Origin of the sequence: Mucilaginibacter rigui, from assembly GCF_014773275.1 — a bacterium.
GTDB classification, from domain to species: Bacteria; Bacteroidota; Bacteroidia; order Sphingobacteriales; family Sphingobacteriaceae; genus Mucilaginibacter; species Mucilaginibacter rigui_A.
On the sequence record NZ_JACWMW010000001.1, the window covers coordinates 962,239 to 983,233 of the forward strand.

Genomic DNA, 20,995 nt, shown 5'->3' on the forward strand with positions numbered 1-20,995 from the left:
AATCGCAGTTATGCATCTTCCCGAATAGATCTTTTACCGCGTTCAGGATAACAAGTTTTATTTATTGTGTCAGTACTTAATAACTTTAATTAGTACTTAAAACTTATCAATCGGTTGCATGTTGTACACTACACATGACCCGTCTCGAAAAAAAACTCGAAAAAATTGGCCGCGACCCAAAAGTAACCGCAAAAGCGGTGGGGCTACGCTATGTGTCAGACTCAACCCCGGGTTATACCCGCAAAAAATCGGGAAAAGGCTGGAGCTATTATGCTGCTGATGGCAAGGTGGTTAAGGATAAAGAACTTGTTGAACGGTTTAATAAACTGGTAATCCCGCCGGCCTATACCAATGTATGGATTTCTCCTTATGATAACGGCCACCTGCAGTTTACAGGCACCGATGCGGCAGGGCGCAAGCAGTATCGTTATCACGCATACTGGAACAAGATCCGTAACCAATCAAAGTACCATCGCCTGCAAACATTTGCCGCACATTTACCGGCCATCCGCAAACAGGTTGACCAGGACCTTGCCCGCCCCAAACTCGACCACGAAAAGGTGGTGGCCCTGGTAGTACGCCTGATGGAACTGACGAGTATCCGTGTGGGTAACGAATCATATAAAAAGCTTTATGGTTCGTTCGGGTTAACAACACTCATGAACAGGCACGTTAAAGTTGAAGGCAGCAAGCTGCAATTTGAATTTAAGGGCAAAAAAGGTGTAATGCATAAAATAGCCCTGCAAAGTAAAAAGCTGGCCAGGCTTGTTAAACAATGCCGTGATATCCCGGGGAAAGAGTTGTTTCAGTACTACAATGATGAAGGCGGGCATTGTACCATAGGGTCGGGCGATATAAACACCTACCTGAAAGATATAACCGGTGAAGATTTTACCGCTAAAGATTTCCGTACCTGGGCAGGTAGCGTAAGTGCTTTGTATGCCATTAAGGAAGCAGGAGAGTTCACCTCAGTATCTGAATGTAAAAAGAAAATAGTAAGCGTGCTTGATGAAGTAGCCATAAACCTGGGCAACACCCGCACAGTTTGTAAAAAGTATTACGTACACCCAACCGTTATAAAAAGCTACGAAGAAGGCACTATTTTTAAATACATAGATAAGTTGGATGGGGACAAGGACGTAAAATCGGCGGAATTGAATATTGCCGAGAAAGCCCTGCTGGAAATATTGGATAAAGAGAAGCTGGCCGAAGCGAGTTGAGAGTAATAAACTCTGCGTCATTGCGAGCGAAGCGTGGCAATCTTCGAGAGGCATGTCGCAAACTTTTCTATCGAAGATTGCCACGTCGCTATCGTTCTTCGCAATAACGCGTGGCTTAAAAATACAAAAAAGGTTGACCAGGCTTGCCCCGATCAACCTTTAAATAGGTCAACATCTAACTGATCTTATTACTGTTTCCCTTTTTTGGTGTAGATATAAACCACACCATATTTTGCTTTGTCGCCGTATTTTTTTACGGTGTCGGCGCTGTTGCTTGTACTCATTCTGTCAATATCAAAAGCCGACAGTTTCTTTAGCTCTTTTTCGCTGGCAATTTTACCATCAATCACAATCAGTTTATCTGATATGCGGTTAACATTGGTGCTATTGGTTGTATAAACATAGCTGGCGGTCGTGTTCCAGCCTTTTACATTCTTTAGTTTTGTTTGTGGGGTAGCTGCAAACACAATATTGTTCCCGTTAAGGTGGATGCTGTCGGTTAATTTTGTTGCGGTGCCATAACCGGTTACTACAACTTCTTTCACGTCATCTGCCGATGTAGATCCATCTTTTTTACGTGCAATAACAGTTACGTTGTTCACGTTACCGTTTAATTTTAAACCGGGTAAGGCAGATATCACCGCGACTTCTGATCCAGAAAGGTTATCGGTGTTTTTATTTACACCGTTTATCCTGATGTTGGTTATCTGGCGCCTTTTGCCCAGTTTATCAGATAATGCTTTTCCTTCTTCAGAATCTTTTGTAGCTATAAATATTACGTCTTTATTATTATTAAATGTATAATTCTCTACTGCATTAAATTTCCGGTCGCCGGAGTTGATTATGTTAACGCTCTCAATTGTTGATGGATCAACCTTTGAGAATATGGCGTTATCCACCTTTTTGCCATTTAAAACTATGTTCATCGAATCGATGGTGTGATTGTTTGCGGTCCTGATATAGATTTTTTGTTTTTTGCCGGTATCAGCTTTTACATCATAAGCAACAAATAATGTTTTTTTTAACTTGAGTGTATCGGTTTTGGCGGTTTTTGCAGTAGTGGTTTTTGCTTTTTTATCAGGTACAGTATCTGCAAATGCTATAGCAGTTTGGGCAGCTTGTTTAATAGCGGTTGTAACCGGCTTAATGGTTAATGCAATTTTGCGGGTAATAGGCTTGGTTATTTCGGCCTTTGATAAGGTAAATACCAGCAGCAGCACCACAACAGCGGGAACCACAAACGCATAACGCGCTAGTTTAAACTTTGAAGATCTTTTAGCGTTCATCATAATTATGCGTTTTTTAATGGTTGAAATATTAAAATGGTTTACTATGCCGGGGGTGGTAGCATTAAAGCTCACATTCACCAGGCTGTATTGATAGGTTTTACTATCGAAGCCCTTATTCAGGATCTTCCGGTCGGTTATAAATTCAATGTTTTCGCGTACGGCTTTTTTCATGAGCCATATACCGGGGTTAAACCAGTAGAATACGCTGCTTAGTTCGGCCAGTAAAATATCTATGGTATGCCATCCGTTTACGTGTACCTGCTCATGTAATAGTATGGCTTGCAGGTCGGTAGGGGTGTGGTTGGCAGGGTTAACATAAATGCTGCGCCAAAAAGAGAAAGGTGCGGCTTCGCCTTCCATTATCCTTACATCATGTTCATGTATGCGTGCCGGTTTCGATTGGCGGTATAACTGAAACAGCGAGAACAACTGCATTAATAACCTAAACCCCAGGAATATGGCCCCGGCCCAAAATATAACCGTTGCCCATTGCCAGTAGTTGGGTTGGGTAAGTGGTTTTATGAGGCTTACAGCAGGCGCCTGCCAGTTTAATACAACGGTTTGTACCGGTTTGGCAAGGGTTTCATGCCTTTGGGCAAAATCGCTCAGGTCTATTTTAGGGTAAAGGGTAGCAAATACAATGGCAACCATTAAGTATGCCCTGTTTAATGTGTAAAAAGTAAGGTGGCGAAGCACCAGGTAATAGCCCGCGCAAAACAACAGTAATGCGATATTAACTTTGAATAAAAAGACAAATAAGGCCGGCATGGTATTATTGTTTAGGTTTTTCTATCAGGTTAAGGATCTCTTTTAACTCAGATGCGCTGATCTTTTTCTCGTTGGCGAAAAAGGTAACCAGGTCTTTATACGAGTTTTTAAAATAGTCGCTTACAAAGCCGCTCATAAAGCGTTTTTTGTATTCCTCTTCTAAAATAGCGGGGGTATAGCGGTACGAGTTACCCAGCTTTTCGCCGGTTACAAAACCTTTGCGTTCCAGGTTTTTTATGGTTGATGCCAAGGTGGTATAAGGTGGTTTAGGCTCGGTCATTTGATCAAGAAAATCCTTAATAAAACCTGTGCCGGCCTGCCAAACAGCCTGCATTGCTTCTTCCTCTTGTTGTGATAATTTCTCCATGTTTACTACGATTATTTCGTAAATATACGACTGCTTCGTAATAATGCAAATTGTTTAACAAAATTTAACAGATTTATTTCCGGATTGCAGCATTATACACAGGCTACAGTGCTGTACTATTTTTAGTTGCACTAAAAAGTGCTAAATTTGATCTATCCCCCGGCCTAATTTAAATTGATACGATATGCCTTTTACAACTACAGTTATAACCGGCGCAACATCCGGTATAGGTAAGGAAACCGCCATGGCTCTCGCCAAAAAAGACCACGCTGTTTATATGCTGGTACGTGATATGGAGAGGGGAGAAGAGTTACGACAAGAAATAATTGCGGTTACAAAAAACAAGAACGTTTATGTATTAAAATGTGACCTGGCCGATATGGCAAGCGTACGCGACGCTGCTGGTGTTTTAAAAGCAAGCTTAATGGCTGTTAATATACTCATAAACAATGCGGGTGGCATTTTTGCCGAACGGCATGAGAGCAAAGACGGTTATGAAATGACTTTTGCTGTTAACCACTTAAGCCATTTTTTACTGGTAAATAACCTGCTGCCCTTATTGCAAAAAGGCCAGGCGCGTATTATAAATGTAAGTTCGGAGGCGCACCGCATGGCTAAACCCAATTTTAATGACCTGCAATGGTTAAAACGCCCGTACTCGGCATGGAAGGCATACGGAACCGCCAAACTATTTAATATATATTTTACCCGTTCGCTGGCTATTAAATACGGGCCAAAAGGTATTAGTGCATTTGCACTGCACCCGGGCTTGGTTAATACCGGTTTCGGCACAGGCTTAACGGGCATAGGCAAAACATTAATGTGGCTGGCCAGGCCTTTTATGATCTCGGCCGAGAGCGGTGCGCAAACAAGCATTTACCTGGCCTCAGCTGCAAGGATTGATGCAAAAAGCGGTAAGTATTTTAAAAACCGGCATGTAGCCAGCCCATCTGCACAGGCAACTGACGAACTTGGTCGCAACAGGCTTTGGGACCTGAGCATGGAAATGATAAAGCCCTTTACAGATCAATAGCGTAACATTATTATTGCTTATTGCGGTTTTAATTAAATTTTTTTAGTTTTAGATGTTTAAACGCGATTACATTATTATGACAATCAATAAAAAATTAATAGCAACAATGGGCCTGCTTTCGGCAGTGGTATTTATGGCTATGTCGCCGGCTGTTAAACCGGCCGACGAACCATTCAAAAACCTTAAGGTATTACCCAAAAACATTTCTAAAGAAGAAATGCATAAAACGATGGAGGAGTGGGAACATGCATTAGGTGCGCGTTGCAGCTTTTGCCATATGCGTAACGAGGAAACCAAAAAGATGGATTTTGCCGCCGATGGAAAACCCGAAAAAGAGATGGCCCGCGAAATGTATAAAATGACGCAGGAGATCAACAAAAAATATTTCCACGCGAAAAAGGATAGTACAGACAGGATAATGGAAAGCAGCATTAACTGCTACACCTGCCACCGTGGGGTACAACACCCTGAAGTGGTAAGGGCATCAGAACTGCCACGCCAGGTACCTGCCGGCCAGCCGTCATGGGCACCAGGTGCAACACCGGCCCCGGGTTCAACACCACCGCCAGCTCCGGAGAAGAAACCATAAAGTTTTTTTGAGGTTAGTTTAACCACAGAGAGCACTAAGATTCCACAGAGGTCACAGAGATTTATTCTTTGTGGCCTTTTTTGTTTTAACAATGCTTGGGATTTTTAAACACAAAGTGCACAAAGATTTTTCACAAAGATCCTGGGAGTTTACTTGTATTAAATAAATGCTTACCTCTGTGCTTTTTCTCTCTGTGCCTTCTGTGGTTAAATAGAATTTACAGCGTTATATATTTTGCGCTATAACAAAGCCACTTGCCCAGGCCCATTGAAAGTTATAGCCCCCCAGCCAGCCGGTAACATCAACACATTCGCCGCCAAAGTATAGGCCCGGTACTTTTTTACTTTCGAGGGTTTTTGATGATAGCTCGTTGGTATCTACACCGCCCGTCATTACCTCGGCTTTATCGTAACCTTTGGTACCGGCAGGTTTCACTTTAAACTCGTGCAGTAGTATGCTGATATCTTCCAGTTCGGTTTTGGTAAGCGATGCCAGGTTTTTATCGGCGGGAATATAATTAACCAAAGCCTCGGCAAATTTGCGGGTAAACAAGTTAGAGAGATAAGCCAATAACATCTTCTTGCCATTTTGCTCACGTTCCTGCAGTATCAGTTCAATAATATCTTTACCGGGCAGCAGGTCAATAAAAATGCTTTCGCCGGGTTTCCAATAGGAGGAGATCTGTAATATGGCCGGGCCGCTCAGTCCCCAGTGGGTAAACAGGATGTTCTCTTCAAAACTTGCCCTGTCGTTCCATACCCTGCAAAAAATACTGTTGCCCGATAATTGCTCATACCAGGGCTGGTCTTTACCTGTAATGGTAAGCGGCACCAGGGCAGGGGAGGTTTCGGTAACAGCCATACCAAAATTGCGGGCGGTACGCAGGCCAAAATCAGTAGCGCCCATTTTAGCGATGGGCAGGCCACCGCTGGCAATAACAACTTTTGGGGCGAATAATACTTGCTGCTTGCCATTCCTTTCTATTGAAATATTGAACCCATCTTCGGTTTGCTCAATGGCGGTGACCTCGGTATCGCACCATATCTCCTGGTCAAGGTCGTTGCAAAGATTGGTAAATACATTCACCACATCTTTGGCCTTATCGCTCACCGGGAAAAGCTGGCCAAGTGTTTTCTCTTTCCCTTCGATGCCATAGGTTTCAAAAAAAGTTACGGTATCATCCACGGTCCATTGCGCTAAGGCTGATCGGCTAAAGTGCTCATTCTGCGAAATGAATTGTTTGTGCGTAGCGTATAAGTTGGTATAATTACACCTGCCGCCACCACTTATCAATATCTTGGCGCCCACTTTATCGTTCTTCTCTAATACCAATGTACGCTTGCCTAAAAAACCGGCTTGCACCGCGCACATTAATCCGCAGGCGCCGCCGCCAATAATTATAGCGTCAAAGTTTGATTGTTTTGTTAAATTTGCTGTCATGGATGCTGTGGCGCAAATATCAGAATTTGGAAAGATACTTATCTTTTTAATTACAGGCATTGTTGCAATTGGCGGGTTGTTTTTTGTGAACCGCCTTTTAGCCCCCCGTAACCCCAATACCGAAAAGTTAAGTACCTATGAATGTGGCGAAGAACCGACCGGCAATGCATGGCTGCCATTCAACTCCCGTTTTTATGTTATTGCATTGGTTTTCCTGTTATTTGATGTAGAGATGGTGTTTGTATTTCCCTGGGCAACAGTTTTTGGTAACCGCGAAATTATAGCTGCAGATGCACGTTGGGGGTGGATATCACTGACGGAAATGTTCATCTTTTTAGGGGTATTGATACTTGGCCTGGCCTATGTATGGCTTAAAGGCGACCTAAACTGGATAAAACCTACCGTAAGTCTTCCCCAAACAGACGCCCGCATACCACAGGCGTTATATGACAGCCTGAACACGCAGCAAGGTAATTTTAGAGTGAAGGAGTTTAGTTTAGAAGTTTCGATACCCGCAGCTGCTACAGTTACTACAACTGCTGCTCCTTCCGAGCCGCGCAAACCTATGTTTAAACCAGCTTTTAAAAAACCAGCCAATGACGCCTGATCTGACCAACGAAGCCGGTGGCATTGTGATCACCAAAATGGACGACCTGCTGAACTGGGCGAGGCTGTCATCGCTATGGCCATTAAGCTTTGGCATTGCCTGCTGCGCGATAGAAATGATGGGTGCTATGGCCTCTACATACGATCTGGATAGGTTTGGTGTTTTCCCGAGGCCTTCAGCACGGCAATCAGATGTGATCATTATAGCCGGTACGGTCACCTTTAAAATGGCCGAGCGCATTAAACGCCTCTACGAGCAAATGCCCGACCCTAAATATGTAATTTCGATGGGCTCATGCTCCAACTGCGGCGGCCCTTACTGGCAGCACGGCTACCATGTAGTAAAAGGTGTTGACAGGGTTATCCCGGTTGATGTTTACGTACAAGGTTGCCCGCCAAGGCCCGAGGCTTTGATAGGCGCCATCCTGGAATTGCAGAAGAAGATAGAGAAAGAGCATATTGTAGCGGGGGTAACCGCTTAATCTAACTGTAATTTCGAGGAAAGCGCAGCGACGAGAACCGACCGTAGGGAGCTCATCGCAGATAAATCTTGTTCGAATGATAAACGGCGAACCCTGCATAATGAACAAGATATATCCTCGTACCTCGTTCGATATGACAAATCTCTTTTGTGACTCATTTCGCTTTTTAAATATCCTTTACATTCCGCCCTTGTTGGTGTTGTCACCAACAAGCCGCCATGCTTGGCCATCATATAGTATTTACTACCTGCCTCAAGGTTGTTGGTGACAACAACAACGGCAAAAATATGACAAATCTCTTTTGTGACTTATTTCGCTTTTTAAATATCCTTTACATTTGCCATATGGGTATAGATAATTTTGTAACCTTCGCTCTAACCGCATTTTTATTTATCATGACACCTGGGCTTGATACCCTATTTGTAATAAATAAGGCCATTGGGCAGGGTAAAAAGGCAGGTATATATTCGGCATTGGGAGTTAACGCGGGTGTATTGTTCCATACCGTGCTGGCTGCGCTTGGCCTATCGCTTATAGTGGCAAAATCGGTATTGGCCTTCGCCATTGTTAAATATCTTGGCGCGGCGTACCTCATTTACCTGGGTATCAATAAACTGGTATCTAAAAATAATGGCATCGTGCTAACCGCGGTTGATAAGGCCGATAAAAGCAACATGCAAAATTTCCTGTCGGGGGTGGTAACCAAGTGCTAAACCCAAAGGTGGCCCTGTTTTTCCTGGCATTTTTTCCTTAGTTCATCAAAAAAGAAGCATTGAGCCAGTCTTTGCCATTTGTAATACTGGGCCTTACCTACGTGTTTTTGGGTTTAATATGGTATGTATTGTTAAGCCTGTTTGTATCTTTCTTCTCACAAAAATTCATCAGCAACCCTAAAGCCGGTAATTTTCTTAATAAATTCTCGGGCGTAGCATTTGTATTGATGGGAATAAAAGTAGCATTCTCTAAAAAGTAACGTTTTAACCTTAGCGCATATTAATTACATTTGTTACCTATGCAAAAAATACTGGTAGCAAACCGTGGCGAAATTGCCCTGCGTGTAATGCGTTCAGCCCGAGAAATGGGTATCAAAACTGTAGCTGTTTATTCTGAGGCCGACCGCAACGCCCTGCATGTGCGTTATGCCGACGAAGCCGTGTTCATCGGCGAAGCACCATCCAATCAATCATATCTTGTTGGCGATAAAATTATAGCCGCCTGTAAACAAACCGGTGCCGAGGGTATCCACCCCGGTTATGGCTTTTTAAGCGAGAATGCCGGTTTTGCAAGGCAGGTACGCGAGGCTGGTTTGATCCTGATCGGCCCATCGCCCGAGGCTATGGAAGTGATGGGTAATAAGTTATCAGCCAAAGCCGCCGCGTTAAAATATAACATCCCGATGGTGCCCGGTACCGAAGAAGCCATTACCGATATAGGCGAAGCAAAGTTGCGTGCTGTAGAGGTAGGTTTCCCTATCCTGATCAAAGCTGCCGCCGGTGGTGGTGGTAAGGGTATGCGCATAGTTGACGGCCCCGATGATTTTGAAGAGCAAATGGGCCTTGCCGTATCAGAGGCTATCTCTGCCTTTGGCGACGGTGCGGTATTTATTGAGCGTTATGTTTCTTCTCCGAGGCATATTGAGATCCAGGTGCTGGGCGATACACACGGCAATATTGTGCACCTCTTCGAGCGGGATTGCTCTGTTCAGCGCCGCCATCAAAAAGTGGTTGAAGAAGCACCTTCATCCGTATTAACGCCAGAAATCCGCGAAGCGATGGGGAAATGTGCGGTAGACGTGGCGAGGTCTGTTAATTATACAGGTGCCGGTACGGTAGAGTTTATTATGGATGAGAAACTCGATTTCTTTTTCCTGGAGATGAACACCCGCTTGCAGGTAGAGCATCCGGTAACGGAATTGATCACCGGTATCGACCTGGTAAAAGAGCAGATACGCATTGCCCGGGGCGAAGCCATTAGCTTTAAACAAACAGATCTGAAGATCCAGGGGCACGCTATGGAACTGCGTGTATATGCGGAAGACCCGGCCAATAACTTCCTGCCGGATATTGGCACCTTGCAAACCTACGTGACGCCCAAAGGCCCCGGCGTTAGGGTTGATGATGGTTTTGAACAAGGAATGGAGATCCCCATCTATTACGACCCTATGATAGCTAAACTTATAACCTATGGTAAAGACCGTACAGAAGCTATAGAACGCATGATACGCGCTATTGATGAGTACAGCATCACCGGCATTACCACAACCCTTGGCTTTGGTAAATTTGTAATGCAGCATGAGGCATTTACCTCGGGCAATTTTGATACGCACTTTGTTAAAAAATACTTTATGCCAGAAAGCCTGCAAACCGGTAATGAAACCGAAGCGCTGATAGCGGCACTGGTAATGGAAAAATTACTCGCGGCTAAAAAAACAGCATTTGCAGAAACTACTGCCGTTGCCGAAAGTAACTGGGTTAAAAACAGGCGATAAGCTTAAACGTAAGACAAGTGCATTTCCCGGCTAATATCCCCATTGGTAAATCAAGTATCCCTATCCATTTTATATGCGAGACCCTTGCCTATACAATTGGCTATCGTTACTACGTATATTTAAAAAAGCATAGTGCAGACCCAATTAGCGACAATAACCGCATCATTATATTTGTTGGTGCGGCGCTGGGTGGCTTTTTAGGTTCGCATATTATTGGTGTGCTCGAAAGGCCCGATCTGTTTAACCACATGTCGGTATTTTATTTTATGGGTAACACCACCATTGTTGGCGGTTTGCTTGGCGGGTTAATAGGAGTAGAACTGGTAAAGAAAAAGTTGGGTATAACCACCTCCTCCGGCGATTTAATGGTTTACCCGATATGTTTAAGTATGATCATCGGCCGTACCGGGTGCTTTTTTGCGGGGCTGGAGGATGGTACATTTGGTATTGCAAGCAATTTACCATGGGCCATTAACTTTGGCGATGGCGTGCGCAGGCATCCGACAAACCTGTATGAAATATTATTCTGGATAATACTATGGGTTACGCTGTTGTTGATAGAACGCAGGCATCAGTTTAAGGATGGCGCGAAATTTAAAATTTTAATGGCCGCCTATCTTACCTTCAGGCTGATGATTGAATTTATAAAGCCCGATTATTTTTTTAGTTTTGGTTTATCGGTAATTCAACTGGCCAGTTTGGCGGGTATTGCCTATTATTATAAAGTTTTTATCTACCCATCTAAAACCATTAAAACCTATGCCTGAAAGGCCGTATATCTACTACGATTTTACCATCAGCATCTGCTCAACCTGCTTAAGGCGCGTTGATGCTAAAATTGTTTTTGAGGATGATAAGGTTTATATGCTTAAGACCTGCCGAATCCACGGGTTTGAGAAAGTATTGATAGCCACCGATGTGGAATACTATAAAAACTGCCGTAATTACGCCAAGCGCAGCGAAATGCCGCTAAAGTTTAACCGCGAAACCCATTATGGCTGCCCTTACGATTGCGGGCTGTGCCGCGATCATGAACAGCACTCGTGCCTTACGGTGATAGAGGTAACCGATCGTTGTAACCTGGCCTGCCCAACTTGTTATGCCATGTCATCACCGCATTATGGCCGCCACCGTACCCTGGAGGAGATAGAGCAAATGCTGGATGTAATTGTAGCGAACGAAGGCGAACCGGATGTGGTACAAATAAGCGGCGGCGAACCAACCGTGCACCCGCAGTTTTTTGAGATACTGGATATCGCCAAGCGCAAACCTATAAAACACCTGATGCTGAATACCAACGGCATCCGCATTGCAAAGGATGAGCAATTTGTGAAACGGTTGGCTTCTTACCAGCCTGATTTTGAGATCTACCTGCAATTCGATTCCTTTAAAAAGGAAGCTTTAGAACAGCTGCGCGGAGAAGACCTGCGCGAGGTAAGGCGCAAAGCCATCGAAAATCTGAATAAATATAACCTGTCGACCACTTTAGTGGTAACCTTGCAAAAGGGCCTGAATACTGATGAAATAGGCGCAATTATAGATTACGCCCTACTACAACCTTGTGTAAGAGGGGTAACCCTACAGCCCACACAACAGGCGGGCCGGCTGGAAAACTTTAACCCGGCTACCGACCGTTACACCATGACGGAGGTACGTACCGCCATATTGGAACAAACCAACGTGTTCACCGCGCAGGACTTGCTCCCCGTGCCCTGTAACCCCGATGCGTTGGTTATGGGCTACGCCCTAAAGCTGGCCGGGCAAGTGTTCCCGTTAACCCGGATGATAGACCCGAACGACCTGCTGGATAACTCAAAAAACACCATAGTTTACGAACAGGATGAAGCGCTGAAGAGTCACCTTCTGCATATGTTTAGCACCGGTAACTCGGTAGATACCGCAAAAGAGCACCTGAAAAGTATTATGTGCTGCCTGCCCGATATTTATGCCCGGGGATTAAGCTATGATAACCTGTTTAGGGTTATCATCATGAATTTTATTGATGCACAAAACTTTGATGTACGTGCTATAAAAAAATCATGCGTACATATCGTAAATAAGGATATGAGCATTATCCCTTTTGAAACCATGAACATGTTTTACCGCGATGATAAGGCAGAATACCTGGAAATGTTACGAAACGAAATATCACCCACATGAGCGAAGAAAAAAAGAAATTCAGCGACCTGGCTATTTTAGGTATTAACCTGGCTGTATTTGCTGCCTACACCGTTTTAGGTGTATATAATAATGCCGATGGCTGGTTCATCATTTCATTATGGCATGCTGCTGCATGCGTAGTTATGGCTATAGTGCAAAAACGGTGGGTGTGGGTTTTGGCCGGGATATTAATACTGGTTATCGGCTTTGCCACCTGTGCCAATAATTTTCATCTGGATACTAAATAACTTATAGCAGTGGAAGAGAACAAAACCAAAACATCAGATATAGCAATATTAGGTATTAACCTGGCTGTATTTGCCGGCTATACCATTTTGGGTTTACTCGCCGGGCAGGAAGCTATTCTCGGCGCTTTTTTTCTGGCTATAGCTCATGGCGTTATTGCGTTGATAACTGCGCTGGTGCAACGCCGGTGGATATGGGCATTGGCCGGCTTATTAATACCGCTTATTAGTTTCGGCACATGCCTCAATAATATCAAACTGGGGCACATGTAATACGTAGCAAATAGTAAATTAGATATTCAAAAGACACTCCATCACCTAAAACTAAGTACATTTGCGTTTTGTGATATATTACTATGGCTAAAGTTTCCATCAACCTGGCAACAGGTTCAATACAAAAAGAAGATATTATTGTAGGTATCGACCTGGGTACTACCAATTCGCTGGTCGCTTTTATAGATCCTGATAAAAGTCCTAAGGTTATTAATGATATCGGTAAAGGTGTTTTGGTGCCATCAATTGTGCATTTTGGCGCTGCCGGTGATATTAAAGTAGGTAATGAAGCCAAAGGATTTTTAGTGACCGACCCGCAAAATACCGTGTTTTCGGTTAAGCGTTTACTGGGCCGCTCGTATGCCGATGTGAAGAATTACCAGAGCTTTTTCTCATACAAAATTATTGATGACGATAGCGAAAACCTGGTAAAAATTAAGGTTGGAGATAAATTCTACAACCCGATAGAACTATCGGGACTTATATTAAAAGAGCTTAAGGAACGTGCCGAACACGCCCTTAAAACGCCCGTTAACCGTGCTGTGATAACCGTTCCCGCCTACTTTAATGATTCGCAGCGCCAGGCAACCCGAGATGCCGGTAAACTGGCAGGGCTGGATGTGTTGCGTATTGTAAACGAGCCAACAGCCGCAAGCTTGGCTTATGGTATAGGCTTAAATCCAGAGGAAACAAAAACTATTGCCGTGTATGACTTGGGTGGTGGTACGTTTGATGTATCTATCCTGCAAATTCAGAATGGTATTTTTGAAGTACTATCAACCAATGGCGATACCTTTTTGGGCGGCGATGATTTTGACCGCGTCATTGCCGATTACTGGATAGAAAAGAACAATATAGATAAAACTGAGCTGTCCAATAACCGCGAGCTTACACAAGAGCTTCGCCTGAAGGCCGAAGAAGCCAAAAAAGCATTCGCACATCAAAGTATTTTTAATGAAAAAATAGGCGAAATATGGTGCACTATAGACCGTAACACCTTTGAGGAATTGATACTCCCTAAAGTGCAGCAAACCATTACGGCTTGCCAAAACGCGCTAAAGGATGCCAAACTTAGTATTGCCGATATTGATGAGGTAGTGATGGTAGGGGGCAGCACGCGTACAGCTTTGGTTAAAAAGATGGTATCGGAATTTTTTGGGCGCCCGGTGCATGATGATCTGAACCCTGATGAAGTGGTCGCTCTTGGCGCCGCCATACAGGCCGATGTGCTGGCCGGTAATCGCAGCGATATTTTATTGCTTGATGTTACCCCATTATCATTAGGTATAGAAACCATGGGCGGTTTAATGGATACCATTATCCCCCGTAACTCAAAGATCCCGACAAAAGCAGGCAGGCAATACACCACCTCTAAAGACGGACAGGTGAATATGAAGATAGCCGTTTACCAGGGCGAGCGCGACCTGATCAGCGAGAACCGCAAACTGGCCGAGTTTGAATTGAAGGGTATCCCGGCTATGCCCGCAGGTTTCCCCAAGGTGGATATTAACTTTATACTGAATGCGGACGGGATCCTAAAGATCCAGGCTATTGAACTACGCAGCGGTGTTAAACAGGAGGTTGAAGTAAAACCCGCCTATGGCATTACCGACGACCTGGTTGAACAAATGCTGATGGATAGTATTACCCATGCTAAAGACGATGTTAGCGCCCGTATGCTGATTGAGGCCAAAACTGAGGCTGAACAAATGGTGTATACTGTTGAAACTTTCCTTAAAAAGAACGGGCAGCTATTGAACGCCGATGAAATAAGCGAAACCAATATCCAGTTAGAGGCCCTTAAAGCCGCGCTGAGCACGGGCGATAAAGACCTTATCCATACAAAAATTGACGACCTGAACAACTTTACCCGCCCCTTTGCTGAGCGTGTAATGGATGTAGCCATTGCTACCGCCATGAGGGGGAAAAGTATAGATGGTGAGGAATAATTAATATTCAAATATTAAGAAGGCGTTACCTGCTGTCCGGGCTTTACGCTCATACCGCCAGGCGCTAGCCACAGGCCGGTATCCGCTGCCATCCCTGACGCGAAATTCTGAACCATGATTTATTTGATTTTGAGGTGGGCTTGATTAATCCTATAATCTTTTAATCCTTAAATCAAGGTTCAGAAAAAATGATTGGATTATTCAAAACACATAACCATAAAATGCGTTATTTGTAGCAATCTAACTAATAGCACTTGAAAAACATTCTACGCATTGCAGCTTTGCTTGCCTTTACCGCATCATCAATCACTTCATTGGCCCAAGCCGTTCAACAGGATAGTACGCTTAAGCCAGTTTCACTTGATAGCGCCCGTTACGATTCATTAGTTACCCGTTTGGCCAATGGCGACAAGACCGGGAAATGGCCTGTTAAAAAAGCACCATATCCACAAGCCGGTGCAATATTGCCCTTCTATCGTGTTGTTGCTTATTACGGCAATATGTATTCTAAAAATATGGGGGTGCTTGGTGAATATGAACCATCGGTTATGCGCGCTAAACTACTGGCCGAAGTAAAGAACTGGGAAGCCGCCGACCCGCAAACACCTGTTAAACCCGCACTGCACTATATCTGCGTTACCGCGCAAGCAGATGCCGGCCGCAATGGCTTACACAACCTGCGTATGCCCTTTAGCCAGATAGATAAGGCTATAGAGATGGCAAAACCCATTAACGCGTTAGTGTTCCTGGATATACAGGTTGGCTTTAGTACAGTAGAAACTGAATTACCCAAGCTGGAAAAATATCTGAAAATGCCTAACGTGCATTTTGGCATCGACCCGGAGTTTTCTATGAAAGAGGGCAGTGTGCCCGGTAAACGTATAGGCACCTTTGATGCTAAAGACATTAACTATGTAACCAATTACCTGAGCAGCCTTTGCAAAAAATATAACCTGCCGCCAAAAATATTTGTGGTGCACCGTTTCACCAAACGCATGGTTACCAATTACCAGGATATTAAGCTGGATAAGAACGTCCAGTTTGTGATGGATATGGATGGCTGGGGCCCTCCCGAACTTAAAAAAGGTACCTACAAATATTTTGTATCAGGCGAACCTGTACAATTCACCGGGTTTAAGTTGTTTTATAAAAACGATATTAAAAACGGGCCAAAACGCATGATGACACCCAAGGAAGTGCTGAATTTAAAACCAGCCCCAATTTATATTCAATACCAGTAGGTTATTCGCGGCGACATATTTTATATTTGGTGTATGTCTGCAAACCCATACCAACAGCTAAGGCACTTCGTCAGCAGTAATATGCGGATAGATGAGACCGGACTGAATGTATTTTGCAAGAAATTCAGGCATAAAACTATCAAGCGTAACGAGGTGCTGTTGCATGCCGGTGAGATAAACCCGTACATATACTTTGTAAATGCCGGCTGCCTGCGGGTTTTTATGCTGGATGTTAATGGGAAGGAATCAACCCGTTTTTTGGTAACCGAAGGCAGGTTTGGTACTGCCTTCCCGAGCTTTAATTTGCAGGAGCCTTCATTGGCGGCTATACAAAGCATTGAGCCTGGTGATGTGTTGTATATCAATCACTGCGATTTTAATGACCTGCTGGATAATTTCCCGGGGTGGGAGCATGTGTACAGGGTGGGCCTGGAAAAAGATTATATTGCCTCTATTAAACGTATTGAAAGCCTCATTACTATGGATGCCAGGCAGCGGTACCAGTTATTGATGCAAACCAATCCCACTCTAATACAGAGGTTGCCATCCAAAATAATAGCCGACTACCTTGGCATCTCGCAGGAAACATTGAGCAGGCTAAAATCGAAAGTAAATTATTGACATTTGTCAATAATCGTTTGGTTTTAATTAGCTTGGTTTGTGTATCAAATCAAATCCATGAAACTAAAGCATGTCCTCAGCATATTATTCCTGCTACCGTTAGCGGCATTTGCGCAAACAATTATTGGTGAGCAAACCCTTCATTATAACGATACGCTGCGTAAACGCACGTTAACTACCGAGATATGGTACCCAACAACTGATAAAAAAACGCCATTGCTTAAGGATAATTTCCCTTTCATAGTAGAGCCATCTGTAAGGAATGCCGTATTGCCACGTCAAAAACATCCGCTCATCATGATCTCGCACGGTACAGGAGGTGGCCGTTTAACCATGGAATGGCTGGCAGATATGCTGGTGAAGCAAGGCTTTATTGTTGCCGCCGTAGATCATTGGGGCAATACCTACGATAATAAGATAGCTATTGATTTTGTAACGCCATGGCAGCGTGCGCAGGATATCAGCTTTGTGCTTACGCAATTGCTAAACAACCCCGAACTGGATAAAATAATAGACAGGCAACGCATCGGCGCGGCAGGTTTTTCTATAGGCGGGTTTACGGTTATAGCTTTAGCAGGTGCCAAACTTGATTTGAATGCTATCAACAAGTTTACCTATACGCCGGAAGGCCTCAAGGAAATCAACATACCCGAGTTTCCTAACCTGATAAATACACTGGACGAAAAAGAGATTGAAGCATCTTTTAAAAACAGTCCGCCGTTAAAAGATAAACGTATTAAGGCAGTATTTACTATATGCCCGGCAGTGGGGCAGGGGTTTATAAGTAAAAGCCAGTTTAAAGATGTAGATATCCCCATGTTTATAGTAGGGGCGCAAAGCGATAGTATAGCACCTGTTAAAACCAACGCTGCGCATTATCATAAGTTAATGCCAAAATCGAAACTCTTTATAGTGCCGGGTAAAACAGCCCACTATGTTTTTTTAAACGAAGCAATACCAGAGGTTAAAAAAACTGGTGGCGTAATATTTAATGATGATCCATCCGTTAATAGGCATGCTGTGCATGAACAAGTTGGCAATATGGCTGTGAGGTTTTTTAAGGCAAATTTAAGATGATAATCTCCTGTTGAAACAAAAAAAGCCCCAATTGGGGCTTTTTTTGTTATCTAAACATGCTATTACAGCTTGCTTATTTCTTCCTGTTCTTTTAATGCCGAGATGTTGTTTTTATTGCTGTACTCATCGGTTTGGGTTGCAAAGTCTTCCAATATGCTGGCGATGGTATCAAGGTTATCTGCTACACGTTGGTGCATATCGGGCAGATCTTTTTCTAATCTTTTATTACCAAGATCAATGTTGTCTACTTCAATTTTAGCAATTTTCTGTATCAACGCCTGGTTACTGTTTTTTAAATCTTCTAATTCATGGACAATTTTTTCCATCAATTCAAATTTCCTTATCTTATCCATAGGTATCTTGTTTTTTATAGGTTATGTATAGCCATAACAGTGCCAAAGTGTATAAAATTTGGAATTATCATTTATAACTAATAATTTAGTTATATGAAATCACTCCTTATTTGTACCGCTGTTTGTTTGCTATCATTTACAGGTTTTGCACAGCAAACCAATAAAGTTGATGATGCCTTATTGCTTGAGTATTACCAAACACAACGCTTTGGCGAAGCTGCCGATTATTTAAAGAAAAGCTATGCCGAACCAATTACTAATGCGAAAGCCCTTGGTCAACTTGCTTACACTTGCAATATGGCAGGCCGCCTGGCAGAGGCGGAGGGGTATTACCAACGCATTTACGTTTTAGATTCAACTAATACCTCTGTATTATATAGTTTGGGCAGCCTTAACCTGCGCAGGGGCAACACTACAAAAGCCGAGGGTTATTATAAGCGCATCACTGCACGTGATACCACAAACTTTATGGTTTATAAGCAGCTGGCACAAATAAGCCATGATAAAAGTGATATCCCATCTTTTATTGGCTACCTGCAAAAGGCCAATAAGCTTAACCCTGCCGAACCGGATGTAGCATCTGATCTGAGCGATATGTATGTGTCTATAAAATTTAATGACCAGGCCGAGAAGGTGCTAAGCCTGGCTATTGCAGCCGACCCGGAAAACATAGTTTTGCTTAAAAGCCTGATGAAACTGCAATACGCGCAAAAGAAATGGCCCGAAACTATCAACACCTGCCTCAAATTAGTTGATAACGGCGACATGTCAAGCTTTGTACTAAACAAGCTTGGGGTGGCGTATTACAACACCAAAAACTACGAGTGTAGTATATCAACTCTTTTAAATATAAGCGCCAATGAACAAGGCGAAAACAGCTATTATTATACAGCTTTAGCATATAAAGAACTTAAAGACTATCCAATGGCAATAAGTTACTTATCTAAAACCATTGAAGCGGGTATCTCACCCAATACAGCTTCATATTATGGTGAAATGGCTGATAGCAATGAAAAACTATTTAAGTATAAAAAGGCCGCCGCTGCGTACCAAAAAAGCCTGCAGTTTGATGAAAAGCCTATGATATATTATTTGCTTGCCAACTTGTACGATAGTAATTTAAAGGATAAGAACAGCGCCGTGAAATATTACAAAAAGTACCTGGCCTTAAAGCCGCCTGTTAACAAACAGAAAAACTATATTGATTATTCTAAGAGTAGGATAGCTGCGTTAGCCCGATAGGTTTGTAATGGTGAGCTTGTCGAACCATAGCTTACCTGTTCATTAACCTTGCAACATACTTACCAATAATGTCAAACTCCAGGTTCACTACTGATCCCTCGCGTACATTGTGCAGGTTTGTATGTTCGTATGTATAAGGGATAATGGCCACCGAGAAATGATCGGGCCCCGAGTTAACTACGGTAAGGCTGATGCCGTTTACACAGATAGAACCTTTCTCTACCGTAACGTTGCCTGCTGATGCATCATATTGAAATGTGTATTCCCAACTGCCGTCAAGTTCGGTAAATTTGGTACAGGTAGCGGTTTGGTCAACATGGCCCTGAACGATATGCCCATCCAACCGGGCATTCATTTGCATGCAACGCTCCAGGTTTACTGGTTCGCCAACTTTTAGGTGGCCAATGCTGGTTTTGTTAAGGGTTTCTTCAATAGCAGTAACGGTATGTGTGCCATCGCCTAAGGCAATAACGGTTAGGCAAACGCCGTTGTGCGCTACCGATTGATCTATCTTTAATTCTTGTGTAATGGCAGATTCAACAGTAATATGCAGGTTGCCGTTTTCTTTACGTAAGTCGGCCACCTTTCCCAAGGTTTCTATAATTCCTGTAAACATGCAGCAAAAGTACAGATTTTTAGGTGTGCGATGTGTTATCGTAACATCATAAAAAAAGCAGATAGCTTTTGGCCATCCACTTTTTAGTTTTTAATAGGATATGTCTTTATAGTATTTCAACATTAAATACTTTGCCATCAAATGATACTTTGGCTTTATGGTTACCTAAAAATTCAATGGTGCCTGTAAAGTTGAAATTCCTGCCTGCGTTTGTTCCGTTAGAAACAAAAGTTGCTGTACCTGCGGTAATATCAAAAGGCCTTGAGCTTGAATCAATAATTAACCCGGCTAAAATATAAGAATTGTTTTGAACCATTGATTCATTGTCCTTTTTAGTTACTGTTTTATAAACAGATGTTTGGTTACCATCAACCTGCATTTTAGCGAATGCTGGGGCTAAAGCTTTAAGCGTATAATATTCTTTAACAGTTATATCATAGGTGGCTGATGGGTTAAAGCCGGTATTTACGTAGTTGCCGCTATAAGTATAACCATTAGGCTGGTTGTTTTCATCGCAGCTTATAACATACTTGTTTGAACCGTTCATTACATCCTTAGCGGTATCGGCCTGGGTATGGGTAAAGCTGTAAGGTGCTTCAATATATTGGCCACAGGTAAGGTCGTTAACCTTTATGCCGTTACGTACAGTATTAATAACCGGTAAGCCAGTTAAGTTGCTTTGGCTGGCAATGGTTGCGCCAAATGATTTATAAAGACTAACCGCTATAGTTTTAGCTATAGCAGCATCGTTATTATTGTTAAGTGTTTTGGTGTCTTTTTTACAAGCCGAATAAATTACTACTGTTAAAGCTACAAGCGATAATAGAGTTGCGAACCTAAATTTTGAGATCATAATATGAATGATATTGCTTAGTTTTTAAGCAAAAGTACTTCATCCATAATTATTTATACAAAATATTTTCACTTTACTGAAAC

At 43.1% G+C, this 20,995-nt stretch carries 23 protein-coding genes; 17 read left to right on the top strand and 6 right to left on the bottom strand.

Annotation, left to right across the window (positions count from 1 at the left end; genetic code table 11):
• Positions 1–134 precede the first annotated feature (134 nt).
• Positions 135–1,220 carry a DNA topoisomerase IB gene (locus IDJ75_RS04425; protein WP_191174383.1) on the top strand — a complete coding sequence of 362 codons (1,086 nt, stop codon included), beginning with the start codon at positions 135–137 and terminating at the stop codon, positions 1,218–1,220.
• 188 nt (positions 1,221–1,408) lie between these two features.
• On the opposite strand, the gene IDJ75_RS04430 is transcribed toward IDJ75_RS04425, so the two are convergent.
• Positions 1,409–3,277, bottom strand: a complete 1,869-nt coding sequence (locus IDJ75_RS04430) for a M56 family metallopeptidase (protein ID WP_191174384.1) — start codon at positions 3,275–3,277, stop codon at positions 1,409–1,411.
• A 4-nt stretch (positions 3,278–3,281) separates the two neighbouring features.
• On the bottom strand, positions 3,282–3,644 hold the full coding sequence (locus IDJ75_RS04435) for a BlaI/MecI/CopY family transcriptional regulator (RefSeq protein WP_191174385.1): 363 nt from the start codon (positions 3,642–3,644) through the stop codon (positions 3,282–3,284).
• A 184-nt stretch (positions 3,645–3,828) separates the two neighbouring features.
• On the opposite strand from IDJ75_RS04435, the gene IDJ75_RS04440 reads away from it, so the two are divergent.
• The gene (locus IDJ75_RS04440; RefSeq protein WP_191174386.1) at positions 3,829–4,677 is read left to right on the top strand and encodes an SDR family oxidoreductase; all 849 of its coding nucleotides are present in this window, start codon (positions 3,829–3,831) and stop codon (positions 4,675–4,677) included.
• 76 nt (positions 4,678–4,753) lie between these two features.
• On the top strand, positions 4,754–5,266 hold the full coding sequence (locus tag IDJ75_RS04445) for a c-type cytochrome (protein WP_191174387.1): 513 nt from the start codon (positions 4,754–4,756) through the stop codon (positions 5,264–5,266).
• A 225-nt stretch (positions 5,267–5,491) separates the two neighbouring features.
• On the opposite strand, the gene IDJ75_RS04450 is transcribed toward IDJ75_RS04445, so the two are convergent.
• A complete protein-coding gene (locus IDJ75_RS04450) occupies positions 5,492–6,706 on the bottom strand; it encodes a BaiN/RdsA family NAD(P)/FAD-dependent oxidoreductase (protein WP_191174388.1) in 1,215 nt (404 codons plus the stop codon).
• On the opposite strand from IDJ75_RS04450, the gene IDJ75_RS04455 reads away from it, so the two are divergent.
• From IDJ75_RS04455 to IDJ75_RS04510, 13 genes are all read left to right on the top strand, one after another.
• Complete coding sequence (locus IDJ75_RS04455) at positions 6,705–7,313, top strand: NADH-quinone oxidoreductase subunit A (protein WP_191174389.1); 609 nt, start codon at positions 6,705–6,707, stop codon at positions 7,311–7,313. The two genes, IDJ75_RS04450 and IDJ75_RS04455, sit on opposite strands and share 2 nt — an antisense overlap.
• On the top strand, positions 7,303–7,794 hold the full coding sequence (locus tag IDJ75_RS04460) for an NADH-quinone oxidoreductase subunit B (protein WP_191174390.1): 492 nt from the start codon (positions 7,303–7,305) through the stop codon (positions 7,792–7,794). The genes IDJ75_RS04455 and IDJ75_RS04460 overlap by 11 nt, the downstream gene beginning before the upstream one ends.
• A 344-nt stretch (positions 7,795–8,138) precedes the next feature.
• A complete protein-coding gene (locus tag IDJ75_RS21280; protein WP_262892088.1) occupies positions 8,139–8,507 on the top strand; it encodes a LysE family translocator in 369 nt (122 codons plus the stop codon).
• 44 nt (positions 8,508–8,551) lie between these two features.
• The gene (locus IDJ75_RS21285; protein ID WP_317173745.1) at positions 8,552–8,767 is read left to right on the top strand and encodes a LysE family transporter; all 216 of its coding nucleotides are present in this window, start codon (positions 8,552–8,554) and stop codon (positions 8,765–8,767) included.
• A 39-nt stretch (positions 8,768–8,806) separates the two neighbouring features.
• Positions 8,807–10,282 carry an acetyl-CoA carboxylase biotin carboxylase subunit gene (accC, locus tag IDJ75_RS04470; RefSeq protein WP_191174391.1) on the top strand — a complete coding sequence of 492 codons (1,476 nt, stop codon included), beginning with the start codon at positions 8,807–8,809 and terminating at the stop codon, positions 10,280–10,282.
• A 17-nt stretch (positions 10,283–10,299) separates the two neighbouring features.
• The gene (locus IDJ75_RS04475) at positions 10,300–11,049 is read left to right on the top strand and encodes a prolipoprotein diacylglyceryl transferase (protein WP_191174392.1); all 750 of its coding nucleotides are present in this window, start codon (positions 10,300–10,302) and stop codon (positions 11,047–11,049) included.
• Positions 11,042–12,442: a radical SAM protein gene (locus tag IDJ75_RS04480; RefSeq protein WP_191174393.1), complete on the top strand. Its 1,401-nt coding sequence runs from the start codon at positions 11,042–11,044 to the stop codon at positions 12,440–12,442. Before IDJ75_RS04475 ends, IDJ75_RS04480 begins: the two co-directional genes overlap by 8 nt.
• The gene (locus tag IDJ75_RS04485) at positions 12,439–12,690 is read left to right on the top strand and encodes a hypothetical protein (protein WP_191174394.1); all 252 of its coding nucleotides are present in this window, start codon (positions 12,439–12,441) and stop codon (positions 12,688–12,690) included. The genes IDJ75_RS04480 and IDJ75_RS04485 overlap by 4 nt, the downstream gene beginning before the upstream one ends.
• Before the next feature lie 9 nt (positions 12,691–12,699).
• Positions 12,700–12,960 (top strand): hypothetical protein, encoded by a 261-nt coding sequence (locus IDJ75_RS04490; RefSeq protein ID WP_191174395.1) that lies wholly within the window; start codon positions 12,700–12,702, stop codon positions 12,958–12,960.
• Between the two features lie 83 nt (positions 12,961–13,043).
• A complete protein-coding gene (hscA, locus tag IDJ75_RS04495) occupies positions 13,044–14,909 on the top strand; it encodes a Fe-S protein assembly chaperone HscA (RefSeq protein WP_191174396.1) in 1,866 nt (621 codons plus the stop codon).
• A gap of 254 nt (positions 14,910–15,163) precedes the next feature.
• Complete coding sequence (locus IDJ75_RS04500) at positions 15,164–16,150, top strand: hypothetical protein (protein WP_191174397.1); 987 nt, start codon at positions 15,164–15,166, stop codon at positions 16,148–16,150.
• Positions 16,151–16,183: 33 nt separating this feature from the next.
• Positions 16,184–16,771, top strand: coding sequence for a Crp/Fnr family transcriptional regulator (locus IDJ75_RS04505; RefSeq protein ID WP_191174398.1), 588 nt, complete (start codon positions 16,184–16,186; stop codon positions 16,769–16,771).
• Positions 16,772–16,828: 57 nt separating this feature from the next.
• Positions 16,829–17,848, top strand: a complete 1,020-nt coding sequence (locus IDJ75_RS04510; protein WP_191174399.1) for an alpha/beta hydrolase family protein — start codon at positions 16,829–16,831, stop codon at positions 17,846–17,848.
• A 62-nt stretch (positions 17,849–17,910) separates the two neighbouring features.
• On the opposite strand, the gene IDJ75_RS04515 is transcribed toward IDJ75_RS04510, so the two are convergent.
• Entirely contained in the window at positions 17,911–18,201 is a 291-nt protein-coding gene (locus tag IDJ75_RS04515; RefSeq protein WP_191174400.1) for a hypothetical protein, read from the bottom strand.
• 93 nt (positions 18,202–18,294) lie between these two features.
• On the opposite strand from IDJ75_RS04515, the gene IDJ75_RS04520 reads away from it, so the two are divergent.
• Positions 18,295–19,443: a tetratricopeptide repeat protein gene (locus IDJ75_RS04520; RefSeq protein WP_191174401.1), complete on the top strand. Its 1,149-nt coding sequence runs from the start codon at positions 18,295–18,297 to the stop codon at positions 19,441–19,443.
• 31 nt (positions 19,444–19,474) lie between these two features.
• Here the strand turns inward: IDJ75_RS04520 and IDJ75_RS04525 are convergent, their stop codons facing one another.
• On the bottom strand, positions 19,475–20,059 hold the full coding sequence (locus tag IDJ75_RS04525) for a riboflavin synthase (protein ID WP_191174402.1): 585 nt from the start codon (positions 20,057–20,059) through the stop codon (positions 19,475–19,477).
• 106 nt (positions 20,060–20,165) lie between these two features.
• The gene (locus IDJ75_RS04530; protein ID WP_191174403.1) at positions 20,166–20,912 is read right to left on the bottom strand and encodes a hypothetical protein; all 747 of its coding nucleotides are present in this window, start codon (positions 20,910–20,912) and stop codon (positions 20,166–20,168) included.
• Between the last annotated feature and the right edge of the window lie 83 nt (positions 20,913–20,995).